At 68.5% G+C, this 22164-nt stretch carries 16 protein-coding genes; 9 read left to right on the top strand and 7 right to left on the bottom strand.

The genetic code is table 11. The features are described 5' to 3' along the window. Nucleotides 1–46 precede the first annotated feature (46 nt). Nucleotides 47–1846: an SLC13 family permease gene (locus CYFUS_RS34130; protein WP_095989029.1), complete on the top strand. Its 1800-nt coding sequence runs from the start codon at nucleotides 47–49 to the stop codon at nucleotides 1844–1846. Between the two features lie 100 nt (nucleotides 1847–1946). Here the strand turns inward: CYFUS_RS34130 and CYFUS_RS53230 are convergent, their stop codons facing one another. Beyond that, the gene (locus CYFUS_RS53230) at nucleotides 1947–3836 is read right to left on the bottom strand and encodes a hypothetical protein (protein ID WP_095989028.1); all 1890 of its coding nucleotides are present in this window, start codon (nucleotides 3834–3836) and stop codon (nucleotides 1947–1949) included. A 288-nt stretch (nucleotides 3837–4124) separates the two neighbouring features. Here CYFUS_RS53230 and CYFUS_RS51930 point away from each other — a divergent pair, with 288 nt between their 5' ends. Continuing rightward, complete coding sequence (locus CYFUS_RS51930) at nucleotides 4125–4931, top strand: hypothetical protein (RefSeq protein ID WP_198316239.1); 807 nt, start codon at nucleotides 4125–4127, stop codon at nucleotides 4929–4931. A gap of 181 nt (nucleotides 4932–5112) precedes the next feature. On the opposite strand, the gene CYFUS_RS34115 is transcribed toward CYFUS_RS51930, so the two are convergent. Continuing rightward, on the bottom strand, nucleotides 5113–5709 hold the full coding sequence (locus CYFUS_RS34115; RefSeq protein WP_198316238.1) for a dihydrofolate reductase family protein: 597 nt from the start codon (nucleotides 5707–5709) through the stop codon (nucleotides 5113–5115). A gap of 184 nt (nucleotides 5710–5893) precedes the next feature. Here CYFUS_RS34115 and CYFUS_RS34110 point away from each other — a divergent pair, with 184 nt between their 5' ends. Together CYFUS_RS34110 and CYFUS_RS34105 are read left to right on the top strand one after the other, a co-directional pair. Then, nucleotides 5894–6478, top strand: a complete 585-nt coding sequence (locus CYFUS_RS34110) for a hypothetical protein (protein ID WP_095989027.1) — start codon at nucleotides 5894–5896, stop codon at nucleotides 6476–6478. A gap of 75 nt (nucleotides 6479–6553) precedes the next feature. After that, the gene (locus CYFUS_RS34105) at nucleotides 6554–7087 is read left to right on the top strand and encodes a DUF1801 domain-containing protein (RefSeq protein ID WP_095989026.1); all 534 of its coding nucleotides are present in this window, start codon (nucleotides 6554–6556) and stop codon (nucleotides 7085–7087) included. Between the two features lie 33 nt (nucleotides 7088–7120). Here CYFUS_RS34105 and CYFUS_RS34100 read toward each other — a convergent pair whose 3' ends face one another. Then, entirely contained in the window at nucleotides 7121–8572 is a 1452-nt protein-coding gene (locus CYFUS_RS34100) for a hypothetical protein (protein WP_232536967.1), read from the bottom strand. A 99-nt stretch (nucleotides 8573–8671) separates the two neighbouring features. Next, nucleotides 8672–9412 (bottom strand): alpha/beta hydrolase family protein, encoded by a 741-nt coding sequence (locus CYFUS_RS34095; RefSeq protein ID WP_095989024.1) that lies wholly within the window; start codon nucleotides 9410–9412, stop codon nucleotides 8672–8674. A 70-nt stretch (nucleotides 9413–9482) separates the two neighbouring features. Here CYFUS_RS34095 and CYFUS_RS34090 point away from each other — a divergent pair, with 70 nt between their 5' ends. Beyond that, complete coding sequence (locus CYFUS_RS34090; RefSeq protein ID WP_095989023.1) at nucleotides 9483–11051, top strand: DEAD/DEAH box helicase; 1569 nt, start codon at nucleotides 9483–9485, stop codon at nucleotides 11049–11051. 97 nt (nucleotides 11052–11148) lie between these two features. After that, entirely contained in the window at nucleotides 11149–11745 is a 597-nt protein-coding gene (locus tag CYFUS_RS34085; RefSeq protein WP_095989022.1) for a response regulator transcription factor, read from the top strand. On the opposite strand, the gene CYFUS_RS54110 is transcribed toward CYFUS_RS34085, so the two are convergent. Beyond that, a complete protein-coding gene (locus CYFUS_RS54110) occupies nucleotides 11734–14784 on the bottom strand; it encodes a serine/threonine-protein kinase (RefSeq protein ID WP_095989021.1) in 3051 nt (1016 codons plus the stop codon). The genes CYFUS_RS34085 and CYFUS_RS54110 overlap by 12 nt on opposite strands. 147 nt (nucleotides 14785–14931) lie before the next feature. Here CYFUS_RS54110 and CYFUS_RS53215 point away from each other — a divergent pair, with 147 nt between their 5' ends. The 3 genes from CYFUS_RS53215 to CYFUS_RS34060 all read left to right on the top strand — a co-directional run bounded on the left by CYFUS_RS53215 (nucleotide 14932) and on the right by CYFUS_RS34060 (nucleotide 19353). After that, complete coding sequence (locus CYFUS_RS53215; RefSeq protein WP_232536966.1) at nucleotides 14932–16311, top strand: sensor histidine kinase; 1380 nt, start codon at nucleotides 14932–14934, stop codon at nucleotides 16309–16311. Between the two features lie 670 nt (nucleotides 16312–16981). Beyond that, on the top strand, nucleotides 16982–17938 hold the full coding sequence (locus tag CYFUS_RS34065) for a non-reducing end alpha-L-arabinofuranosidase family hydrolase (protein ID WP_095992398.1): 957 nt from the start codon (nucleotides 16982–16984) through the stop codon (nucleotides 17936–17938). 146 nt (nucleotides 17939–18084) lie between these two features. Continuing rightward, nucleotides 18085–19353 carry a glycoside hydrolase family 30 beta sandwich domain-containing protein gene (locus CYFUS_RS34060; protein ID WP_095989020.1) on the top strand — a complete coding sequence of 423 codons (1269 nt, stop codon included), beginning with the start codon at nucleotides 18085–18087 and terminating at the stop codon, nucleotides 19351–19353. 32 nt (nucleotides 19354–19385) lie between these two features. Here CYFUS_RS34060 and CYFUS_RS34055 read toward each other — a convergent pair whose 3' ends face one another. Both CYFUS_RS34055 and CYFUS_RS34050 read right to left on the bottom strand, forming a co-directional pair. Then, nucleotides 19386–20810 carry a TolC family protein gene (locus CYFUS_RS34055; protein ID WP_095989019.1) on the bottom strand — a complete coding sequence of 475 codons (1425 nt, stop codon included), beginning with the start codon at nucleotides 20808–20810 and terminating at the stop codon, nucleotides 19386–19388. After that, nucleotides 20810–22153 (bottom strand): HlyD family secretion protein, encoded by a 1344-nt coding sequence (locus CYFUS_RS34050; protein WP_095989018.1) that lies wholly within the window; start codon nucleotides 22151–22153, stop codon nucleotides 20810–20812. The genes CYFUS_RS34055 and CYFUS_RS34050 overlap by 1 nt, the downstream gene beginning before the upstream one ends. Between the last annotated feature and the right edge of the window lie 11 nt (nucleotides 22154–22164).

Here is a 22164-nt window from a genome sequence, read left to right as displayed (position 1 = left end):
AGCTCGCCTCATTGCTCCCGCCCCAGGCTCTCCCCACTCTACAGACATGATCACGATAATCGCCCTGGGCGTGCTGGTGATCGCCATCGTCCTGCTCTCCATCGATCGCATCCCCATCGAGGTGAGCTCCCTTGCCATCATCGTGTTGTTGGTACTGAGCGGGCTCGTGACACCGCGGGAGGCCCTCTCCGGGTTCTCGAGCGACACGGCCATCTTCATCTTCACGCTCCTGGCGCTGACGCAGGGGCTCAGTGCGACCGGTGTGATGCAGCTCGTCGGCCGGCGGCTGATCTCCCTCTCGCGCTTCAACCCGCGGGTCTTCACCGTCCTGATGCTGGTGGCCGTCTGCGCGTTCTCCTCCGTCGCGTCGAACACGGCGGTGACGGCGGCGTTTCTCCCCGTGGTGACCGCGGTGTCCTCTCAGGCGAGAGTGGCCACGCGCGGGCTGTTGATGCCCATGGCGTTCACCTCCATGTTGGGCGGCACCATCTTCCTGTTCGGCACGTCCACCAACCTCGTCGTCAGCGCGGCGCTGGAGCAGGTGGGACTCGAGCGCATTGGCTTCGCCGAGCTCGCGCCGGTGGGGCTGCCGCTGGCGATCATCGGAATCATCGCGACGCTGCTCCTCGTGCGGCGCTTGCTCCCGGAGCGTGGCGTGGAGGGCGGCGAGAGGGTCCTGGCTCCGCGTGAGTACGTGACGGAGGCGGTGCTCACGCCTGGCTCCCGGCTGGTGGGAAAGGAGCTTCGCTACGTCACCGAGGGACTTGGGATTCCGGTGCGGGGGCTCGTGCGCGAGGGCGTCACGTTGCCTCCCGCGCCCGGGGAAGTGCTCGTGGCCCGGGAGCACCTCATCATCGCTGGCGGCCTGGATGACATCTTGCGTGTGAAGGATCTGCGCAGCATCGGCCTCAGCGCCGCTCTCCGGATTCCCGAGGGCCAGCGACAGGCGTATACCCTCGTCGAGGTGTCGGTGCCGCCGACGTCGGGCCTGGCCGGCAGGTCCTTGCGCGACATCCGCTTCGCGGAGCGCTACGGCCTCGTGGCTCTGGCCATCCACCGCCACCCCACGCTTCAGCGCGCCCATCAGCATCTGAGCCTGGTGGGCAGCTTCAGGGGGAGGGATGCCCTGAAGAACCTCCCCCTGGCCGTGGGCGACATGCTGCTGCTCGGTGGGCCCGAGAGACGTGTCCGTGAGCTCGCGCGGGACGAGGAGCTGACCGTGCTCGGCAGTGTCGAATATCAGCGGCCGCGCTACCGTCGCGCCGTGCTCTCCGTGTGCATCTTCGCCAGCACGGTGGTCATCGCGGGGCTGCGAATCACCTCACCGGCCATCGCGGGGCTGGCGGGTCTGGTGGTGATGGTGGCGGTGGGCTGTGTCGACGCACGCACGGCGTTCCGCGTGGATTGGCGGGTCGTCATCATGATTGGCGCGTTGCTGGCCCTGGGGTTGGCGATGGAAAAGAGCGGCGTGGGCGCGTTGCTCGCCCAGGGAGTCATTCCCCTGGTGGGCGTCGTGGGACCCCGCGGAGTGCTCTGCGTGCTCATGATCGCCACCGTCCTGCTCTCCGTGCCCATGAGCAATCAGGCCGCCGCGCTGATCATGCTTCCCGTCGGAATCCATGCCGCGCTGGACATGGGGCTCGAGCCGCGAGCGTTCGCCATGGGGATCTGCCTGGCCGCGTCGTACTCGTTCCTCACGCCCCTGGAGCCGTCCGCCGCATTGGTGTACGGCCCCGGGCGCTATCGCTTCCGCGACTTCCTGCGCGTGGGCACGCCCCTCTCCGTGCTGATGCTCGCGCTGCTGACGGTGGCCGTGCCGCTCGTCTGGCCATTCACGACGGCATGAGCGCCGAGCGACCTCCTCCATCGCCGGTTCACCGGCGAGGCGGTGCTGACGCTGGACGGCGGCCGCCGAGACAAGGCGGCCGCCGGTCAGACCGTGGACGTCACGGCTCGAACTGCACGACGAAGGACGTCCACCGCGCCCGGCCCTCGAAGGAATCGCGGATGATCCGCAGGCGGTTGGGCGAATCGAACTCGAACCCCGCCAGCGACTCGCTGATGAGATCATCCGCCGAATAGGACGACTCGCCTCCGGCCTGGCCGTTCATGCCCTGCCCGCTGGCGAACACCACCGAGCGGGACTCATCCACCCGGGAAATGGCGGGGTAGGCCTCGTATTCACCCGGGTTCAGGGTGACCGGCACCGTCTGCACGCTGGCGCGCGGCCCGAAATCGATCCGCTCCCAGGAGATGTCCTGGATGACCGCCGTCGTGCAGCCCGCGCTGGAGCCCGCACCGCGTGAGAAGGAGATCTCCGTGGGAGAGGTGAGCGTGCCCCGCAGGACCCGGTCGCAGAGGCTCGCCGTGCCCGCGTTGGTCACCCGGTAGGTGAAGAGCAGCACGCTGGTGGTGAGGTCCACCGCCGGCAGGCCCGTGACGGTGGCCGCGGTCTGGGTTCCGGTCATCGTCACGCCCGAGCCCCGGGTGACCCGGAGCCCCTCGGCCTCCACCACCTGGAGCGAGCCCTTCCAGGCAGCGGCGCAGGACACTGGCCACTGGAGGTCCACGCGGGAGGACGACTCGGCCAGCTTCGCGGTGAAGTAGTCATCCTCGCCGAGGATCTTTCCGTTCTGCTCGCCGGTCACCAGCAGGAAGGTGTTGTCCGGCGACACGCGCTGGATGGGGACCTGGAGGGTGGTGCTCTGGACCTGGCAGGTCGGCTGCAGGTGCTGCACCTTCAGCCCGGTGCCCAGCTCCACCGTGTGCCACACGATGTACACGATGCCCGTCCCCCTTTCGTTCCGGCTACAGGTGATGGCCTCCCGGGCCGAGAGCACGCAGCGCACGCTCGAGGCGTCGGGATTGGTGCCCGGAGGGCTGATCGAGACGAACAGCATCGTCTTCGACAGATCGAGCTGCGCGGGCGAGATGGGACACGTCATCGAGAGGTCGCCGGCGGGCATCTCACAGACGCCCTTGCGCACCGCCGGCAGGAGGGTCTGGTTCTGCTTCGCCGTGGGCAGTCCCGAAACCGCGGCGACCAGGGGGAACGTGCCGCCGCTCTTTCCCTTGAAATAGAAGGAGGCACGGGTCGCGCCCTGGGCGAACACCGCCGCGGACAGAGGGCTGGTGCAACCCGGATCGGAGAAGAACGAGAAATCCGAGCCCGAGAGCGTCACGCTTGTCGGGCCGGCGAAGGGGAGGGGCTTGCCGCCACCATCGCGTGCCTCGAGTTCCACCAGGGCCGAGCAGCCGCCCGCGGGCAGGGTCTGGGCGCTGGTGACGAAGAAGATGTCCGTCGGCTCGACGACGACGTTCTCGTCCTGGAACGCGGACTCGAGCCCGTTGGCGGCCACGCTGAGACGGACGCTCCTGGCCGCCGTGCTCCGGAAGTAGAAGGTCGCACGGCTGTCGCCAGCCTCCAGCGTCACCGTCTCCGTGGCGTCCGAGCAGGACGCGTCACGGAACAGCCTCACGTCCGTGGAGGGTTGGACGCTCAGCACGACATCCGTGGCGGCCTGCACGGGGGCGGCGCTTCCCGCCGCCGTCCGCGTCTCGAGCACCACGGCCGCCGAGCATTTGCCCACGCCCACGGTCTGCGCGGGGCTGGCGAAGTCCAGCCGAGTGGGCGGACCACTCGGTGGGTCCACGGACCCGCCCTCGGACTGACACATGCCCGCGCGGCAGGTGTAGCCCGCGGCACACTCGTCGCTCTGGGTGCAGGGGTAGCGCCGCGTGTCGGCGCCGGTGGAGCTGGATTGACACCCCTGCAGCACGGCCAGCAGCGCCAGGGCGAGCCAGCAAGACACTCCAGGCCACGACAACCGCTTCATGGGAAGATACCTCCGACCACCACCCCGGTCGGGTGAGTACGGCGAATTGATGGAGAGCAACCAAGGTCCCTTCATCTTAATGAAATGTGCCGGGCCTCGAGCCCACCTCATGGGGGGCTCGAGGCAGACGACAAGCCGAAAGACCCCCGTGATTCCGGGCGATTGCAAGAAAGCGCGGGACCTCTTGGGGGGCGGGAAACTTCCGCCGGCGATTATCGACAATTGGAAATACGAAACCTTCGGGGGTGCAGGAGTGGGAGAGCCCGAAGCCATGCCGAGGTCACGCCCATGAGCGTCGGTTCCACCAGCAGCTCCAGCGGTTCCAGTAGCTCCAGCCGCAGCTCTTCTTCCTCTTCCTCCCGTGGGTCGTCCGAGTCGTCCAGCAGCGGGTCAGGGAGCAAGATCTCCCAGGAGAAGTCGCAGGCGAAGGAGAAGTCTCCGGCGAAGGAGAAGTCTCCGGCCAAGGACAAGGCCCTGGTCAAGGAGAAGGCCTTGGCGTTGTCCAGGCAGGTCGCCGCGCGGAGGGCGGACGTCGTTCGGGAGAAGTTGACCCGCAGCGGCTTCGACACCGCGTCCGTGGCCGGTCCCCGGAAGCAGTTCGTGAACAATGGCGGCACGCAGCGCAACCCCGGGCTCGACGCCATCAACGCGCTGAACCTTCAAGGGGGCGAGCCCCACTCGTGTGTGAGGACCACGCGCTCCAACCTCCAGCGCGCGGGACTGAAGGGGCTGCCTGCCGGCACGAACGCTGACGGCAACAACCCGCGCGGCATGATGGTCCAGATGCTCCAGAGCGGCCACTGGAAGTCCGTGAACATCCCCGAGTCGACGGTGCAGACCATCAACAGCCCCTACGGGAGCGTGCAGGCGCACGTCCTCTCCGGAGAGGCGTATCTCGCGGCCGCCGCCAACGGGCAGATTCCCGAGGGCTCGGTGGTGTTCCAGACGAAGATGGGCTGGGATTACGGCGTGGAGTCCAAGGGCAGTGACGTGGGCATCGTACGCAATGGCGCCATCTTCAACTACCAGGCGAACCGGGGCATGTCTGTCTATGGGAACAACGTGAGCGAGGTCGTCGTGATGCATCCCCAGTAGAACCGACACGCCGGGTGTGGCCAACGGGCGGAATCATGTGGCCGCTCTGGTACGTGATGGTGTTGATCGCCCTGAACGGACTCGTTCCTGGCGTCCTGTGGGATTTGGATGGACTGACGCGCCCGCCGGGTGGGCCTGATCCACGTAAGCGGCTCAAGCCCCTGACGATCCTGGATGGGCCTCAGCGCTTGACGGCGTAGTGCAGCAGCACCACGCCACTCTGGTACGTCCGGGTGCCGAGCAACTCGAGCCCGACGAGCTGGGCGAGCCGCGGGGCGACTGCCTTGCCCGAGCCAATCATCACCGGGTTCACCTTGATGAGGACCTCGTCGATGAGGCCCGCGTCGAAGAGGGTCGTCGCCAGGAGCCCTCCGCCGCACAGGTAGATGTCCTTGCTGACGCTCAGCTGGGCGGCGCGCACGATGCGGCTCATGTCCTTCTGCTGGCCTGGACGTGATTTGAGTTCCTTCACGAAGCCGACGACGTCCTCCCGGACGAGGTGCACACGGGGGGAGGGACTCTCCTTCATGGATCGCGAGCAGACATGGGTCTCCATGGACGGGTACGGGTCCGTGACGCCCGCCTTCAGGCCGAACTCGTAGGTGCTCCGTCCCATCACCACGGTGTCGTACGCCGAGGCCAGGTTGTCGAGGTAGTCCATGACGTGGTCGGGCGGGGAGAGGTGGGGGAAGAAATCCGTCGAGTCATCCTCTCGGGCGATGAAGCCGTCGAGGGTCATGGCCACGTGATACTTGAGCTTGCGCATCTGGGCTTGCATGGGAACTCCACCGGGGTCCAGGACTCCGGAATGTAGGGTGGGAAACCGGCTGGTGCAGCTTACTGGACCACCAGCCCGGCGAGTGCCCGCCGGGCCCCTTGCCCGTGGGCGTGACAATGGATTCCTCCGTCCTCCGTACTGCAGGACGACAGGAGCATCGTGCTCCGGATGGAGGATTCGCACCATGCTGGACCTGCACATCGATCAGCGCTTCAAGCGCACCTGGGACTTCTTCGTGGCCAACGCCACCGCGCTGCTCCTGGGCAGCCTCGTGGTCCTGGCCGGCTTCCTCGTCGTCATTCCGGCGCCGTGGTTCGCCTTCAACCTGCTACAGGAAACCCTCGAGTGCATGCGCACCGGACGCCCCGTGCGCTGGCAGGCGGCCTATGACCGGCCGGGCAACTTCCTCAAGAGCTGGGGCCTCACCCTGGCCATGGGCATTCCCATCGCCCTGGGCTTCATGCTCCTCGTGGTGCCGGGTGTGCTCCTGGCGATCCTCTGGTTCCATGCGCCGCTGCTCGCCGCCGAGGGGCGTCCGGTCCTGGAGTCCCTCGCCGAGAGTGGCCGCATCTTCCAGCGTCGCAAGGACTGGGCCTCGTACTTCATCAACTTCCTCGTCCTGGTGGTGCTGTCGGCCGTGGCGGGAGCGACGGTGCTGGCGTGCCTCGTCACGTTGCCTCTCTCCCTGATCTATCTGGCCTACTGCCACACCGACGAGCTGGGCCAGGGGACAGTGCCGCCGCCGTCCGAGCGGCGGATCATCGTGTGAGCCCTGTCCGGGGAATCCACGAAGCCGCCCTCCCGGACGGCTTCCCCCCTGGGCCTTGGTGCTAGACTCGCCTTCATGCAGCGCAAGGCCACCACCGTCGACCAGTACCTCGCCTCGCTTCCCGAGGATCGCCGCGCGGCGCTCTCCGCCGTGCGCGACGTCATCCGGAAGAACCTCGATGGGGACTACGAGGAGGGCATGCAGTACGGGATGATTGGTTACTACGTCCCGCATACGGTGTTCCCGGCGGGCTACCACGTCGATCCGAAGCAGCCGCTGCCGTTCGCGTCACTGGCCTCCCAGAAGAACCACATGGCCGTCTATCTGATGTGTGTCTACGGCCAGCCGGAGCAGGAGCAGTGGTTTCGCGAGGCGTGGGCGAAGACGGGCAAGAAGCTCGACATGGGCAAGTCGTGCGTGCGCTTCAAGAAGCTCGAGGACGTGGCGCTCGACGTGATTGGCGAGGCCATCCGCCGCGTGCCCGCGAAGAAGTACATCGCGCACTACACGTCCGTGATCCAGCGTCCGGAGAAGAAGAAGGCACCGGCCGCCGCGAAGGGCAAGCCGGCGGCGAAGCGGAAGCCGGCGGCGAAGAAGCGCGCGAAGTGAGGGCCACGTCGTGCGCGTTCGTGTTCCACCGGCTCAGGGGCTCATCGGCTCCTGGCCCGGGCGATCGTCGAACAGTTGCACCCAGCGTCCGTCGAAGCCGCCGTTCTCCGCGAGGTACCACGGGCCGGGCAGCCAGAAACCCGTTTCCACTCCATCGCTCGAATCGACGTCGCCCGAGTGGACGAAGTAGTCGTGCTGCCACCAGTAGGCGTTGGGCGAGCCGGTGTAGCCACTGGCGCTCGCGCGTGTCCGCCCGCGGGAGTCCGCCACCGTGCTGGCCCAGGCGTTGTCATGGAAGTCGCTGGAGCCCCCGCCGCCCATGTCCGAGGCGCTGGCATTGAGCTCATAGGTGCCAAGGAGCCACTTCTTCGTGGGGTAGCCGTCGCGATCGTCCTCGTTCTCGATGTCCCGGGTCGCGGAGAAGAAGCGTTGCATGCCCGCGCTGACCTCGGCCTGTCCGGACTCGTTGATGAGCGGGCTCTCGAGCCAGAAGTCGCGAAAGTTCGTGCCCAGCCAGTGGGTGGAATAGCCGCCGTATTGCCAGTGGGTCGGCAGGATGTCCGCGATGTCTTGCAGCTCGTAGGTCACCCGCTTGACGTCCGACCAGGAGACGGTCTTGCCATTGTCGAAGCGGCTCGCGAGCCGGTCCGCCGTCGCGTAGGTGAGGGGCTGCGCACCGAACGCCGCGACCGCTCCGGGGGACCCTTGCGGCACGAACGCGTAATGCACGTTCTTCTTGCCGTCGTCGTCGTTCACGCCGGCCTCGGCCTTGGCGTTGGCTGCCATCTGGCCCGCGAGCCAGGAGGAGGGGTTGGTCACGAAACGCAACTCCTGCCCATGGGCTGCCAGGAGCTTGTCCGACCACTCCGCCTGCCAGATGAGCACGTGCTGGCCGGTGGGGGTGGACATGAAGTTGAGCTGGGCATGGTCCTGGCGGCGGATCACGTTGCGCTTGTGCTGGGTCACGATGGCATGAGCCACGGACTCACCGCTGCCCGGCGAGCCGACCACGTTCTTGACGAGCAGCTCCACGCGCTCCCAGTCATGCAACTGGTAGTCGCCCGCGGCGTTCTTATCGAGCGCGTGATAGATGTGATAGATGAGGACGAGGTTCTTGCCCCCATCCATGAATTCGATGAGTGAGGTATAGAGCGTTGGACGGATGCGCCAGCGATCGTAGGTGCTGGGACCGGTGCGCGAGGCATTGATGTACTGGGAGATGCTCTTCCAGTGGAGCTTGTTGTTCGAGAAGTCTCCGTCCTGGTCGAAGTCGAAGTTCGTGATCCAGTCGTAGCCATGACGGTCGTTGTTCGCGTTGGCGCGCTTGAGGACGATGGGCGCGTAGTAGTGAAGGTACGCCTGCCGCTGGGCGTGGCTCAGCGACCAGGCTTGAGCCCGGGCGTCGGAGGGCCAGACGAGGCACGCGAGGAGGAGCGCGAGCGCGCCCACGAGGCCGGGCCCTCGCGGTGATGCGGTTTGTCTCATGGGGATGGCGTTCATGGCGGCGGAGGACACCACGGAACATTCATCCTCTCCAAGATGGGAAAACGTGAATTTCGAGTTTCCATGGGGTGCGGAAACGAGTCACCCGCGATGGAGATGACGCCGGAGGAAGCCCAGCGTCCGTTCCCAGCTGTCCTCCCAATCCTGTTGTCGCATCATGTGGTCCGACTCTGGGTACTCGAAGTACTCGACGTGGGAGCCCCAGCCAGGCAGTCCCTGCCAGAGCGTCTGGGCGAAGTCTCTCGCCCGGTGTGGCGGGACGATGCCATCCCGGCCCGCGTTCACCATCAGCAGGGGATTGCGCGCGCAGTCCCACGGACGGTGGACGGGCGCGTGGCGCATCAGCTCGCCAATCTCCTCGGTGATGGGTCCCTCCCGAGGCGTCCAGTCCGGCGAGCCGAGCAGGGACACGGTGGCCTGGACCCTCGAGTCCTCCATGGCCACCGCCAGCGCGGTGTACGCCCCGAACGAGATGCCCACGAGCCCGATGGGGCCATGGCCCTCGTACACCACGTGGTCGATGACGCGGGACACATCCCGGGCGGCCTCGCGGATGGCATGCAGCAGGCGTGCATGGGACTCGGAAGGGCCGAGCTGCTCCATTTCATCCAACCACGCATCGCGCCGGGCCCCGTGGTGCGGGGCATCCACCCCCACCGCGCTGAAGCCCCCGTGGGCGAGCAGGTTCAGCTCCCCCCGCTGGACGTCCGCGTTGGCTCCCAGCCCGTGCAGGACGAGGACGGCCGGCGCGGGCCGGGGTTCGACGTGCAGCTTGAGTACGGGAATGCGGCCATCCACGTGGAAGCGGTATTCGTCGGGCATGTGGCGAGTCTATGGGGGGAGCCGCGAGGCATGCATCGCCCCTCGCGCCCGGGTGTGATAGCCCGTCCGGGTGAGCTCTTCCTTCAAGACCCTCGGCCTCTCCGATGAATCGCTCGATGCGGTGCGGCGTGCCCGCTTCGCCTCGCCCACCCCCATCCAGGCCCAGGCCATCCCTCCGGCGCTCGCCGGGCGGGACGTCATCGGCTGCGCCGCCACCGGCACCGGCAAGACCGCCGCCTACCTCCTGCCCCTCGTCGAGCGTCTGGTGGGGGCTCCTGGCCCGGCCGGACTGGTGCTCGCCCCCACGCGCGAGCTCGTCCAGCAGATCGCCGACGAGGCCACCTTCTTCGGCCAGCCCCGGGGCCTCTCCCAGGCGGTCGTCATCGGTGGCACGGACGCGACGGCCCAGACCGAGGCGCTCCGTCAGCACCCGTCCCTGGTGCTCGCCACCCCGGGCCGGCTGGCGGACCTGCTCCAGGCGGGCATGGTGAACCTCTCCACCGTGCGCATGCTCGTGCTGGACGAGGCGGACCGCATGCTGGAGATGGGCTTCATGCCCGAGTTGGAGAAGATCCTCGCCGCGCTGCCCCGCGAGCGCCAGACGCTCCTGTTCTCCGCCACCCTGAGCCACAACGTGACGCGCTTCGCCCAGGAGGTGCTGCGCAAGCCCGTCCGGGTGGAAGTCACTCCGAGCGGCACGCCCGCCGCGCGCGCCGTGCAGCGGCTGTACGACGTGAAGTCCGAGGAGAAGTACCCCCTCCTGCTCACGCTGCTCGCGAGGGATCAGCTCAGCGCCATCGTCTTCACCCGTACCCGCGAGCGCGCCGAGAAGGTACAGGGCTATCTCAAGGAGGCGGGCCACAAGGCCGCCCTCATCCACTCCGATCGCACCCAGGGACAGCGCCGTCAGGCGCTCGAGGGCTTCCGCAAGGGGCAGTACCGGTGTCTGGTGGCCACGGACATTGCCTCGCGCGGGCTGGACGTGGAGGACATCGGCCACGTCATCAACTTCGACCTGCCGCACTCGCCCGAGGACTACGTGCACCGCATCGGCCGCACGGCGCGAGCGGGCGCGAGTGGGCGCGCGTCGACGTTCGTCACCGAGCGGGACGCGGAGACGGTGGCCGCCATCGAGCGCATCACCCGGATGAGCCTGCCGCGCACCGAGGTGCCCCGGAAGGAGCCCGTCTACCTCGAGGCGCTGGAGGCGTTCCGGGCCCGGAAGGGGGACGACGAGTTGCTGGACGCGCTGGACGCCCCGCGCCCCCGTGCGGCCGAAAAGGCGCCGGCCCGTCCCGCCCGTGCGAAGGGGGCTGGGCGCGAGGAGCGAGCGGAGCGAAGGGGAGGGGAATCCAGCCGCCGTGAGGCCCCGGGCCGGGGCGGAGGGGCCTCTCGGGGCACGGGCCGGGCCAAGGGGCGGGAAGAGTCGCGCGAGCGCGGCTTCGGCCGGGGCGCGGCGCCTCGTGGAAAGGGGAAGGCGGAGGGGAAGGCACCTCGGGCCGCGGGAGGCCCGGGACGGAGTGGACCCCGCGATGCGGCTCGCCCCGGGGGCCGGTCAGGTGCGCGCAAGGGAGGGCCTGCGCGTGGGTCGGGTGCGCCTTCTCGAGGACGAGGTGGCGGGGGACGGGGGCGCCGGTAGCCTGAGTGGGTCCCCATCGGGCGTGGTAGCGTGTGCCGTTTGGTACGACCAAGGGGCCACCACGTTGCACGGTCTTTCGAGCCAAGAGCGTTCCACGGTGTTCGTCGTGGATGACGATCCCTCGGTGCTGCGCAGCCTCTCGCGCATGTTTCAGCTGGAAGGGTACGAGGTCGAGAGCTTCGACCACCCGCGACAGGTGCTGGAGCGAAAACCCGGACGGCGTCCGGGGTGCGTGGTGCTGGACCTGCGCATGCCGGAGCTCAACGGGCTGGAACTCCAGGAGGAGCTGCGGCGCGCGGGGTGGAAGCAGCCCATCGTCTTCATCAGCGGACACGGGGATGTGCCGGCGGCGGTGAAGGCCATGAAGGCCGGTGCCGTGGACTTCCTGCCCAAGCCAGTCGGCATGGCGGAACTGCTGGAAGCGGTGGAGCGGGCGTTGGCACGGGACCGGGAGGCGGTCGCCTCCGAGCAGGAACTCGAGGCGCTGCGGGTCCGCTTCTCCACGCTGTCGCCCCGCGAGAGGGAGGTCTGCCAGTGGGTGGCGCGGGGGCTGATCAACAAGCAGATCGCCGCCGAGCTGGGCACCGCCGAGCAGACCGTGCGCCTGCAGCGCAGCCGTGCCATGGAGAAGCTGGCGGTGGACTCGGTGCCAGAGCTGGTGCGGCTGCTGGAGCGGCTGGGCTCACCGTCGTGAAGCCAACCACTGGGACACTTCGGCCAGCCGGGGGGCATTGTCGCGGCGTTGCCAGTCCTTCTGGGCTCGGGTGGCCAGCTCGAGGGCGCGAGGGCGCTCCTGCTTCGACTCCCAGAGGGCCTGGGCCAGCACGAACCGCGTCTCCGTGGCCGCCTCCTCCGGCGCGAGCCGCAAGGCCCGCTCGAGCAATGGCACGGCGGCCGCGGGCTTGCCGCGCGCCAGTTGGAGCAACCCCAGCCCGGTGAGCGGCTCTACCAGTCCGGCGTGCTCTTCCGGCTGTTGTTGCAGGGCCAGTGCGCGATCCAACTGCCGCTGCGCCTCCTCATACCGGCCCAGACGCGTGAGGGCCCGGCCCAGCAGGGTGAGTGGGATGGAGAGCCTCGGGAGCTGGGGACCCAGCGCCTTCTCCAGCACCGCCAGCGCGCGCTCCAGCCGGGCCTTGGCCTCTTCATACCGGCCCAGGTCCGCGAGCACTCCCCCCAGGTTGATGAGCATGGCCGCCACATCCGGGTGCTCGGGCCCAAAGGTCTTCTCCTGAATGGCCAGCGCGCGCTCGAACCGCAGCCGCGCGTCTTCATACCGGCCCAGGCCCGCCAGATCGATGCCCAGACTGGCGATCACCTTGGAGACGTTGGGGTGAGCGGGGCCCAGCGCCTTCTCCAGGATGGCCAGGCCGCGCTCATGCCGGGCCCGGGCCTCCTCGTATCTTCCCTGGTCCAGGAGCACATTTCCCAGATTGCTGAGCAGGGTTGCCGTCTGGAGATGATCGGGGCCCAGGGCATCCTCCACGATGTTCAGGGCGCGTTCGTGTCGGGCCCGGGCCTCATCGAACTGGCCCAGCTCCTTGAACACGATGCCCAGGGTGGCGAGCGCGTGGGCGACCGACACGTGCGTGGGCCCCACCGTGTCCCGCTGAATGGCCAGGGCGCGTTCGAGCCGCTCCTTCGCCTCCGCGTACTGGCCCATGCTCCGGAGCACGTTGCCCAGATCCGTGAGCGCCAGGGCCACCTGGAGGTGGCTCTTTCCGTAGAGCTTCTCTCGAAGGGACAAGACGCGCTCATGGTGCTCCCTGGCCTGCTTGAACTGGCCCACGTTCTCCAGCAGCCGGCCGCGCACCTGGAGCGAGTCGGCGCGAGTCGCCTCGTCTCCCGCCAGCTCCACCACCGTCTCCACCATTGGCTCCAGCCACTCGGCGTCCTTGGGGCGGGCCTGTCGGAGGCCCACCAGCAGCAGCCGAAGGTTCCAGGCTCGCGCCACCAGCACCGCATCCCTGCCCCTGGCCGCCTCGGAGATGGCCCGCAGCGCCGTGCTCTCGCTGCCCTTGTAGTCGCCCGCGCCCTCTTGCAGCTGGGCCCGGAGCAGCAGGGCTCGCGCATGCAGGGGCGCATGACCCACCGGCTCCACCTGGGACAGCAACTGCTCGCTCAGCGCCAACCCCTCTTTGTACTTTCCCGCCGAGAGCAGCACCGCCAGCGGCTCCACCTGCGCCTGTAGCGCCTCCACCCGCGCGCGCACCTGGGGATCCTCGGGAGGCGGCACCGCCGCCAACAGTGCCTGGGCATCCGCGCAGTACTCCAGCGGCGGCAGTGCCTGCGCCACCGGCACCGCCTTGTCGACGAGCTCCGGATCCGGCCCGCGCCCCAGCAGGCCGGTGAAGGCCTGGAGCTGGCTGCGCCGCCGTTCCAGGCAGGCCTCCCGCAGGAGCTCCAGGCGCTGGGACCGCGATGCCTCCGCCGGGTGCGCGGCCGCCACCTGGCACACCTCGATCCGCTGCTTCACCCAGGCCTGGGCGTACCCATCCAGCAGCCGCTCCACGCGCCGCGCGGTGTCCTTCGCATAGGGCAGCCCCGTGGCCTCCAGCGCCTGGGTGACGCGGGCCTTCACCGGCGCGTCCCACACGTCTTCCAGGCGGCGCTCCAGACTCTCGCAGCCGGGGCCCTGCTGGCGCCCCCACGTCCAGACCGCCAGCCCCGCGAGCAGCGCCACCGACGCGGCCAGCCCGCCCATGCGCAGCCAGGTGCGGCGCCGCACCTCGGGATCGTCCTCCAGCCGCCGCAAGACCTGCTCCAAGGAGTCAGGCCGTTGCTGTGGGTCGGGGTGCAGGCCCTGCAAGACCGCGCGAGAGACCCAGGCCGGCACCTGCGAGTCCGAGGGAGGAACCGGCGGCTGGCGCTCCTTGAGACGGAGGATCGAGGCCATCGAGTCCATGGGGAAGGGGACCCGCCCATGGAGCGCCTCATGGAGCGAGGCACAAAAGGCATACACGTCACTGCGCACGCTCGCTGTCTGGCCTTGGAGCAGCTCCGGGGCCATGTACGCGGGCGTCCCCAGCACGGAGCCCGGCAGGGTGAGCGGCGCCTGCAGCGCCAGGCTGGAAATGGCGGTGACGGGCTGCTCGGCGTCGCCCGGGACGGACCCGGTACGTGCCAGGCCAAAGTCCGTGACGCGCACCCGGCCGTCCTCGCCGACCAGGACATTGTCTGGCTTGAAGTCGCGGTGAACGAGTCCCGCCGCGTGCGCGGCCGCCAGCCCGCGCCCCGCGTCCAGATAGGCGTCAATCACCTTCCGCCAGGGCCGGGGCGGGGTGTGCTGGCACCAGCTGCGCAACGTCTGTCCCTGGACGTACTCCATGGCAATGAAGACGGAGCCATCCTCGAGCGTCCCCGCGTCATAGACGGCCACCACGTGGGGGTGATTGAGGCGGGCCATGCTCTGCGCCTCACGCACCATGCGGACCTGGGCCAACCCATCGCCGCCGCGGCCCTCCTCGCGCGAGTGCACCAGCTTCAGGGCCACGCGCCGATCCAGCCTCGCGTCATAGGCGGCCAACACCACGCCCATGCCACCCCGACCCAAGACGTCCAGCACGGTGTAGCGGCCCGCCAGGGTGCGCCCGGGAGCCATGTGGAAGCCATCTCCCCCCGTGGCGGGGGGCGTGGGCCGCTCGCTCTCGGCGGGGGCGGGGCCTCGCCGCGGGCTGATGACCGTGCGGGCTTCCCCGGGGGCTGCCGTGCGCTCCTCCTGCTCGGGCTCACTCATCCACGCAGCTCCTCGTCTGGTCCGCGAATGGAAGACACCCCATCAACAACTCCGCGTACCTGTCAATTCGACCTGGAGCAAACGAGATGGAATGATGGGAGCGATGGCAGGAGGGAGGTCGCGGCCTGCACGGCACGGAGAATGGGGATGCGCGCCCTGGGCGTTTTGATGCTGTGGCTGATGGCCACCCCGCTCGCGGCCGCCGAGCCGGGCGACACGGTGCTTCCCTCCGGGGAGAGCAAGCGCGGGGACATCTCCGCCTGCGCGCTCCCCTCGGACAGCAGGGGAGACCTCCGCGAGCTCGAGCTCTGGGAGCGCTACCGCTGGGGGGTGCTCGCGGTGGTGGCGGCGGGCTTGCTCCAGGCGGCGCTCATCGTCGTGCTGTTGCTGGAGCGGCGCGGGCGCAGGGGGGCCCAGCGGCTGAACCTGGCCGTGCTGGATTCGCTCCCGGGCGCGGTGGCCATTCTGGACAGGCAGGGCGCGGTGCTTCGGGCCAGCGCCCCCTCGGCCCAGCGCGAGGGGCTGGGCGCGTTGTCCACCCAGAGGCTCCTCTTCCCGGGCAGCTCCTACCTGCAGTCCCTCCAGAAGCTGGCGCACGAAGGTGAGCTCAAGACGGCGGGGGTGGCCACGCTGCTGGAAGACGTGCTCTCGGGCCGGGTGGATGAGGGCATGGTGGAATTCCGGGGCCCTCGGGCGGACACCTGGTTCGAGCTGCGCGCCCGGCGGCTGGAGCTGCCGGGCGGCGGCGCCGTGGTCACGGTGGTGGACGCGACTCCGCGCAGACGCGCCGAGCTGGATGCACGCCGGGCCCGGGACGAGCGGGCCCACATGGAACGGGTCGCCGCGGTGGGTGAGCTGGGGGCCTCCATCGCCCATGAGCTGAACCAGCCCCTGTCGGCCATTCTCACCAACGCCGAGGCGGCTCGGCGGCTGCTGCAGCGCACACCGGCAGATCTCACCCTGCTGCGAGAGATGCTCGATGACATCATCGCCGACGACAAGCGGGCCGGAGAGATCATCCGCCGCACGCGGGCGCTGCTGAAGAAGGACCAGGGCCCCTTCGTCTCCCATGACTTCAATGTGCTGGTCCGCCAGGTGGCGCAGCTGACCGGCAATGATGCGCAGCTTCGGGGCGCCACACTCACGTTGCAACTGGCGGATACCTCGCTGCCCGTGAGGGGAGATGGGGTTCAGCTCCAACAGGTGGTGCTCAACCTGATCATCAACGCGCTGGATGCGGTGAACCCGTGCCCGCCCGGGGAGCGGCAGGTGTGGGTGCGCACCCAGCGGACGGAGGGGCGCGTGGAGCTGGTGGTGGAGGACACGGGCGTGGGCTTGAGCCCGGAGGCGAGCAAGCGCCTCTTCGAGCCGTTCTTCACCACCAAGCCGGCGGGACTGGGCATGGGCCTGTCCATCAGTCGCTCCATCCTCGAAGTGCACCAGGGCCGGCTGCAGGCGGAGCCCCGGCCGGGTCGTGGCACCTTGTTCCGATGCTCCCTTCCGTCTGACCTGTTAGCGGGTGTCTGACCTCGAGAGCCCGAAGACCTCGCGCAACCCCTCCGGGAGCCGGGTGGGCGCGCGCCCGAGCAGCGTCTCGAGGTCGGAGCTGGTCTCGTCCAGCTGGTTGCTTCGGATGTCGGAGCAGAAGCCTCAACGACCGGCTGGCGAACCCGATCAGCCGACACCGGCGCGCCGGGCCGCGTCGATGACGTTCTGGTGCTGCTGCACGTGGCGCTAAGCCAGGCGCGCTCCCCGGTCAACGCTCTGGGGCGCCAGGAAGGTGTCAAAGAACTACCAAGAAGGTGTCAAAGAACTCGTACCGACACCTCGTCTCCCCACGAGTAAAGGAATTCTTTGGGCCCACTGTCTTTGACGTGTCGTCCACTGGTGAACAATCCGATGTGAGCGCTCACAATCCGGGTTGTTCGAGCATTGACTGGTTGGCCGCGACGTCGCTACGGTGACCAGGAGTAAAGTTCAATCGAGCGGATGTTTTGACCCGGGTTGGGCGGCGTCCGGTATCGCGGCTGCTTGCCCATTCCCATTAACGATGACGATGGGGACTCCAATGCGAGGAACACGCTGGTACGCGGCGCTCGCCGCAACCACTCTCTGCCTGAATAGCTCCACCGCCGCGGCTTCCGCCGGGGGTCGACCGTCCACGGACTCAACCCAAGGGGTGGCCACCGCGGCCGGGTTGCCATCAAGTTTCCGCTGGTCGTCCAGCGGGGTGTTGATTGGCCCGAAGTCCGACGCTTCGCACAACATCGTCGCGGTCAAGGATCCGACCGTGGTGCGCTACAACAACAAGTGGCACGTGTTCGCCTCGACCGCCAATTCGGCCGGCAACTACAACATGATGTACACCGGCTTCGCCGACTGGTCGCAGGCGTCCTCGGCGTCGCAGTACTACCTGGACCGCTCGGCGATCGGCCCCGGATACCGCGCGGCGCCGCAGGTGTTCTGGTTCGCGCCGCAGAACCGCTGGTATCTGGTCTACCAGACCGGTCTGCCGTCGTACTCCACCACCACCGACATCGAGAGGCCCGAGACGTGGTCGGCGCCGCGCAACTTCCAGAGCTCGATGCCTGACATCATTCGTGGCAACATCGGCAACGGGTACTGGGTGGACTTCTGGGTGGTCTGCGACACCCTGAACTGCTACCTGTTCTCCTCCGACGACAACGGCCATCTCTACCGCGCGCAGACCACGGTGGCCAACTTCCCCAATGGGTTCACCAACACCGTGATGGTGTTGCAGGACTCCAACAAGTACGCGCTGTGGGAGGCGTCGAACATCTACAAGATCAAGGGCACCAACACCTATCTGCTGATCGTCGAGGCGATCGGCAGTGACGGCAAGCGCTACTTCCGGTCGTGGACCGCCAATGGCATCACCGGTTCGTGGACGCCGCTGGCGTCAACGGAGAGCAACCCGTTCGCGCGCGCGAACAACGTCACGTTCCCGTCGGGTGCCTGGACCAACGACATCAGCCACGGAGAGATGATCCGCTCCGGCATCGACCAGACAATGGAGATCGACCCGTGCCGCTTGCAGTACCTCTACCAGGGCAAGAACCCCTCGGCGGGTGGTGACTACAACCTGCTCCCCTATCGGCTCGGGCTGCTCACCCAGACCAACTCCTCCTGCTGACCACGGCGTCAGCGAAACTGTCATTCGAGTTTGTCCACACCCAGGCCGGCGCCGCGTTCCGGGGTCGGCCGCCCATGACTGCTACTGGTTCGATGGTACTCCAGGCCATCGGACCGAATGCTCTTCTCACAAGCGCGGGGAATAACATGAAAACATCATTCGTACTACGGGCGATCCTGCCTCTGATGGGCGCATGTCTTTTCGGTGCGAACGCATCGGCGCAGGACGTCGTCATCGATCCATCGAAAACACATCAGGTCATTCGCGGCTTCGGCGGCATGAATGGCCCGGGATGGATCGACGATCTGACTCCGGCCCAGGTCGATCTGGCCTTCGGCAGCGACACCGGCCAGCTCGGCCTGTCGATCATGCGGATGCGCATCGATCCGTCGAGTTCCAGGTGGAATCAGCAGGTGTCCTCGGCCGCGCGCGCGCATGCCAAGGGGGTGCTCCTGTTGGGGTCGCCGTGGACGCCTCCCGCCTACATGAAGTCGAACAACAGCCTGAACAACGGCGGCAAACTGCTGCCACAGTATTACGAGGCCTATGCGACGCACCTGCTCGGTTTCGCCAGCTACATGGCCAACAACAACGCGCCGCTGTACGCGATCTCGTTGCAGAATGAGCCCGACTGGCACCCGGACTACGAGTCGGCGGAGTGGAGCGGGACCGACTTCGTCAATTTCCTGAATGCCCAGGGCGCCAGGTTCGGCACGCTGAAGGTGTTGGCCTCCGAGTCACTGAACTTCAACCCGGCGGTGACCGATCCCATCCTCAACAGCGCCACCGCCAGCCAGCACGTGGACATCGTCGGCGGCCACCTGTACGGCGTGCAGCCGAAGGACTATCCGCTGGCCCGGAGCAAGGGCAAGGAACTGTGGATGACCGAGCACTACACCGACAACACCGATGGCAATGTCTGGCCGTCGGCATTGGAGGTGGGAAGCGAACTGCACAAGAGCATGGTGGCCAACTACAGCGGGTACATCTGGTGGTACATCCGACGCAGCTACGGCCTGATCTCGGAGAACGGCAGCGTCAGCAAGCGCGGTTACGTGATGTCCCAGTTCGCGCGCTTCGTCCGGCCCGGTTCCGTGCGCATCGGTGCCACCGAGAAACCGTATTCGGACGTCTATGCGACCGCGTACGCGACGCCGGACGGCAAGATCGTGCTCGTCGTCGTCAACACCAGCACGCAGCACCGAGCCCTCAACGTCAGCGTGCCGAGCGGCCGCGTGGCCAGATTCACCAAGTACGGCACCTCGTCGAGCCTGAACGTCGGCTACGGCGGCGGCTATCAGGCCCAGAACGGCAAGGCGTCGTTCTATGTCGATCCGCAGAGCATCGCCACGTTCGTCGGCGAGGCCACCGCGAGCACAATCGGCGCGTCCGAGGGCGCCTCGTCCGGAGACTGACGCGCTCCCGCCATGTCCTCGCTCAGGGCCACTCACGGCGATACTGGCTCGATCGTGGCCGTGGCGGCGAGCAGGTCCACCACCGCGTGGTGGTAGTCCATCAGGGCCTTGATCTCCTTGAGCTCGGCGTCGGCCGCGGCCTGCTCCCGCTGGTTGACGACCAGCAGGTGGGTGGCGCCTTGCTCGAAGCGCGTGAATTCCGCTCGAGCCAGCCGCCGCGCCACGTCCGCGGCGTTCCGGGCGAGCCCCACCCGCTCATGGGCGGCCCGCAGGGCCGAGACCGCGTCACGCACCTCGGTGGCGATCTTGTCGTGCGCTAGCCGGGTCTTGGCCTCCACCGCCGCTCGCTTCGCCTCGGCGGCGCGCCGCTGTCCGCGCGCCGCCCGCGCCTGCAGGGGAATGTCGAGCGTGAGCGAGGCCTGGAACTCGGTGGGTCTCAGATTGGCCGGCCCCGCCCCCACGTCCCGGGCCACGCTCAGGCCCAGGTCCACCGCCGGGGCCGCCTGATTGCGCGCCAGGGCCGCGTCCACCTGGAGCACGTCGCGCTGGAGCGCCAGTTCCCGCAGCTCTGGCCGCCCCCGCAGCGCCCGCTCGAGCCACGCGTCCAGGGAGTCCTCGAGCGCCGTTTCCGGCACGGGCAGTCCGTCTGGCAGCCGGGAGGCGGGGACGACGTACGGCTCTCCCTGGGCATCCCGCAGGGACAGCGACAGCTTGAGGGCTGTCTTCTCCAGCGCTCGCCGGGCGGCGATCCGGTCCGCGTCGCGCTCCAGGAGCACGCGCTCGTTCTCCGTGTGCTCGATTCGTGGAATGTCTCCTGCCTCCGCCCGGCGGGCGAGCTGGTCATGGCGCGCGGCGGCCAGTTCATACTGGTCATGGGCGATGCGCAGCTGCTGTCCCGCGGCCACCCAGTCCCAGTAATGGTAGGCCGCTTGACGTTGCAGCTCGATCCGCTCGCCCGTGAACGTGAACCCGGCGATCTCCCGCCGCAGCCTCGCCTGGGAGAGGCTCGCCCGCCGCTTGTCGATGGTGCCGTTGCGCCAGAGGGGAATCTCGAGACCGGCGCGCAGCTCGCCATCCGAGAGCGTCTCGTACCCGCCGTAGTACACGGGGAAGTCCCCCCGGCCCAGGCGGTAGCCCGCGAACAGGCGCGTGCCCAGCAGGGGCGTGGGCTGTTCGACGACCGCATCCAGCCGCTCGTGGGGGTAGTAGCTGAAGGGCACGTATGTCCCCTTCGCCTTCACCAGGGTGTCGAAGCCTCCCTCGGCGGACAGCAACTCGGCGTCCGCCGTGGCCAGTCCCTGCCGGGCCGCCGCCACGCCCGGGTGCCGCTCGCGCGTGGAGTCGAGCACCTCCTGGAGCGTGAGCGGGGTCAGGCTCGCGGCGCGCGTGGACGGCGCCGTCAGGTTCACCGCCAGCAGCAGGGTCAGGACGCTCCCGGAGGCGTGGCGCGCGCTCATCACGCACCTCCCGCGGAGGCCTTGCCGCCGGACGAGTCCTTGCCGGAGGCGTCCGGCTCGGAGGTGGCGATGGACGGGGGGAAGCCGTTGAACTGGCGCCACATCTCGTATCCCAGGCGGACCTCGTCCAGGAGGATCCACCCATTGGCGCGCACGCCCTGGCGCAGGAAGCGGCCCGAGGGCCACGCCTCCCCCTCGTCCGGCACGACGACGATGCGGAAGCCGCCCCGGCCGTCGTCCGCGGCGTCCACGAAGGCCACCGTGCCGCCGAAGGTGCCCACCGCCACCGAGGGCCACCCCGCGAACTGAACGGCGGGCCAGCCCTCGAATTGCAAGCGCACGTGGCGTCCGGGGGAGATGAGGGGGGCGTCCCGGCCCGGGACATGCAACTCGACGGCGATCGAGTCCGTGTCGGGCACCAGCACCGCGAGCGGATCTCCCACCTTGACGACCTCGGCGCCCTGCCGGGGCATGAGCCGCAGGAGGGTGCCCGCGCGCGGGGCGCGGATCTGCTGGGTCGACTGGCGCGCGAGCGTGCTGTCGAGCCTGGCCAGCTCGATGCGCTCCTTGGCGAGCTCGGCCTTGGCGGACTCGTACCTGGCGAGGCCGTCGTTGACGAGGGCATCCGCGTCCGTCTGGATGCGCTGGCGCTCCGAGCTGAGCGCCGCCAGTTCGTTCCGGGCGGCGTTCAGGCTGGCACGCGCGCTCTCGGTATCCGTACCCGCCTTGGTGTACTCCAACTGGGCGATTTCCAGGGCCCGGGTGGCCGTGAGGCCGTCCTTGTGCAGGGTGCGCTGGCGCTCCAGGTTGAGCCGTGCCGTCTCGCGCGTCACCTCCGCCGCGGCGAGCGACTGCTCGGCGGAGCGGATGCGCTCCTGCACCATGCGCACGCGCGAGCCCGCCGCGTCGACGCCCGCCAGGCGCGAGGAGCGCAGCGCGTCCACGCGAGACTCGTAGGCCAGCATCTGGCTTTGGGCGGCGTTGATGCGGGCCTCGATGGAGCCGCGCTGCTCTTGCAGCCGCGTCATCAGCTCCGGATCATTGTCGGACAGCTCCACGATGAGCTCTCCCTCCTTCACACGCGAGCCCTCCTGTACCGCCCAACGGGTGATGCGTCCGGCGACGGGGGCCTGGAGGGTCTGCTGGCGCTCCAGCGGCGCGTAGGCGGTGACACGGCCGTGGCCGGTGATGTTCTGCTGCCAGGGGGCCACCAGCAGGGCGAGCACACCGAGCAGCAGCGTCAGCATCAGCACCCGGGCCACCGTGCGAGCCACCCGGGTGCTGTGGCGCACCAGGCGCATGGCGGGCAGCGAGGGCAGGGTGGGGGAGGAGGTCGGATTCATGGTCGGACGCG

This window comes from Cystobacter fuscus, assembly GCF_002305875.1.
Classification (GTDB): Bacteria; Myxococcota; Myxococcia; order Myxococcales; family Myxococcaceae; genus Cystobacter; species Cystobacter fuscus_A.
Note: the sequence above shows the minus strand (reverse complement) of the source record. Positions and strands in the feature narration are given on the sequence as shown.

Excerpts from the sequence above, each read along its gene's own strand:
- CYFUS_RS34110 (WP_095989027.1), top strand. The coding sequence starts at position 5,894 with ATGCTGGACCTGCACATCGATCAGCGCTTCAAGCGCACCTGGGACTTC.
- CYFUS_RS34055 (WP_095989019.1), bottom strand. The coding sequence starts at position 20,810 with ATGAGCGCGCGCCACGCCTCCGGGAGCGTCCTGACCCTGCTGCTGGCG.
- CYFUS_RS34105 (WP_095989026.1), top strand. The coding sequence starts at position 6,554 with ATGCAGCGCAAGGCCACCACCGTCGACCAGTACCTCGCCTCGCTTCCC.
- CYFUS_RS54110 (WP_095989021.1), bottom strand. The coding sequence starts at position 14,784 with ATGAGTGAGCCCGAGCAGGAGGAGCGCACGGCAGCCCCCGGGGAAGCC.
- CYFUS_RS34095 (WP_095989024.1), bottom strand. The coding sequence starts at position 9,412 with ATGCCCGACGAATACCGCTTCCACGTGGATGGCCGCATTCCCGTACTC.
- CYFUS_RS34100 (WP_232536967.1), bottom strand. The coding sequence starts at position 8,572 with ATGAGACAAACCGCATCACCGCGAGGGCCCGGCCTCGTGGGCGCGCTC.
- CYFUS_RS34060 (WP_095989020.1), top strand. The coding sequence starts at position 18,085 with ATGAAAACATCATTCGTACTACGGGCGATCCTGCCTCTGATGGGCGCA.
- CYFUS_RS53215 (WP_232536966.1), top strand. The coding sequence starts at position 14,932 with ATGCGCGCCCTGGGCGTTTTGATGCTGTGGCTGATGGCCACCCCGCTC.
- CYFUS_RS53230 (WP_095989028.1), bottom strand. The coding sequence starts at position 3,836 with ATGAAGCGGTTGTCGTGGCCTGGAGTGTCTTGCTGGCTCGCCCTGGCG.
- CYFUS_RS34050 (WP_095989018.1), bottom strand. The coding sequence starts at position 22,153 with ATGAATCCGACCTCCTCCCCCACCCTGCCCTCGCTGCCCGCCATGCGC.
- CYFUS_RS34115 (WP_198316238.1), bottom strand. The coding sequence starts at position 5,709 with ATGCAAGCCCAGATGCGCAAGCTCAAGTATCACGTGGCCATGACCCTC.
- CYFUS_RS51930 (WP_198316239.1), top strand. The coding sequence starts at position 4,125 with ATGAGCGTCGGTTCCACCAGCAGCTCCAGCGGTTCCAGTAGCTCCAGC.
- CYFUS_RS34130 (WP_095989029.1), top strand. The coding sequence starts at position 47 with ATGATCACGATAATCGCCCTGGGCGTGCTGGTGATCGCCATCGTCCTG.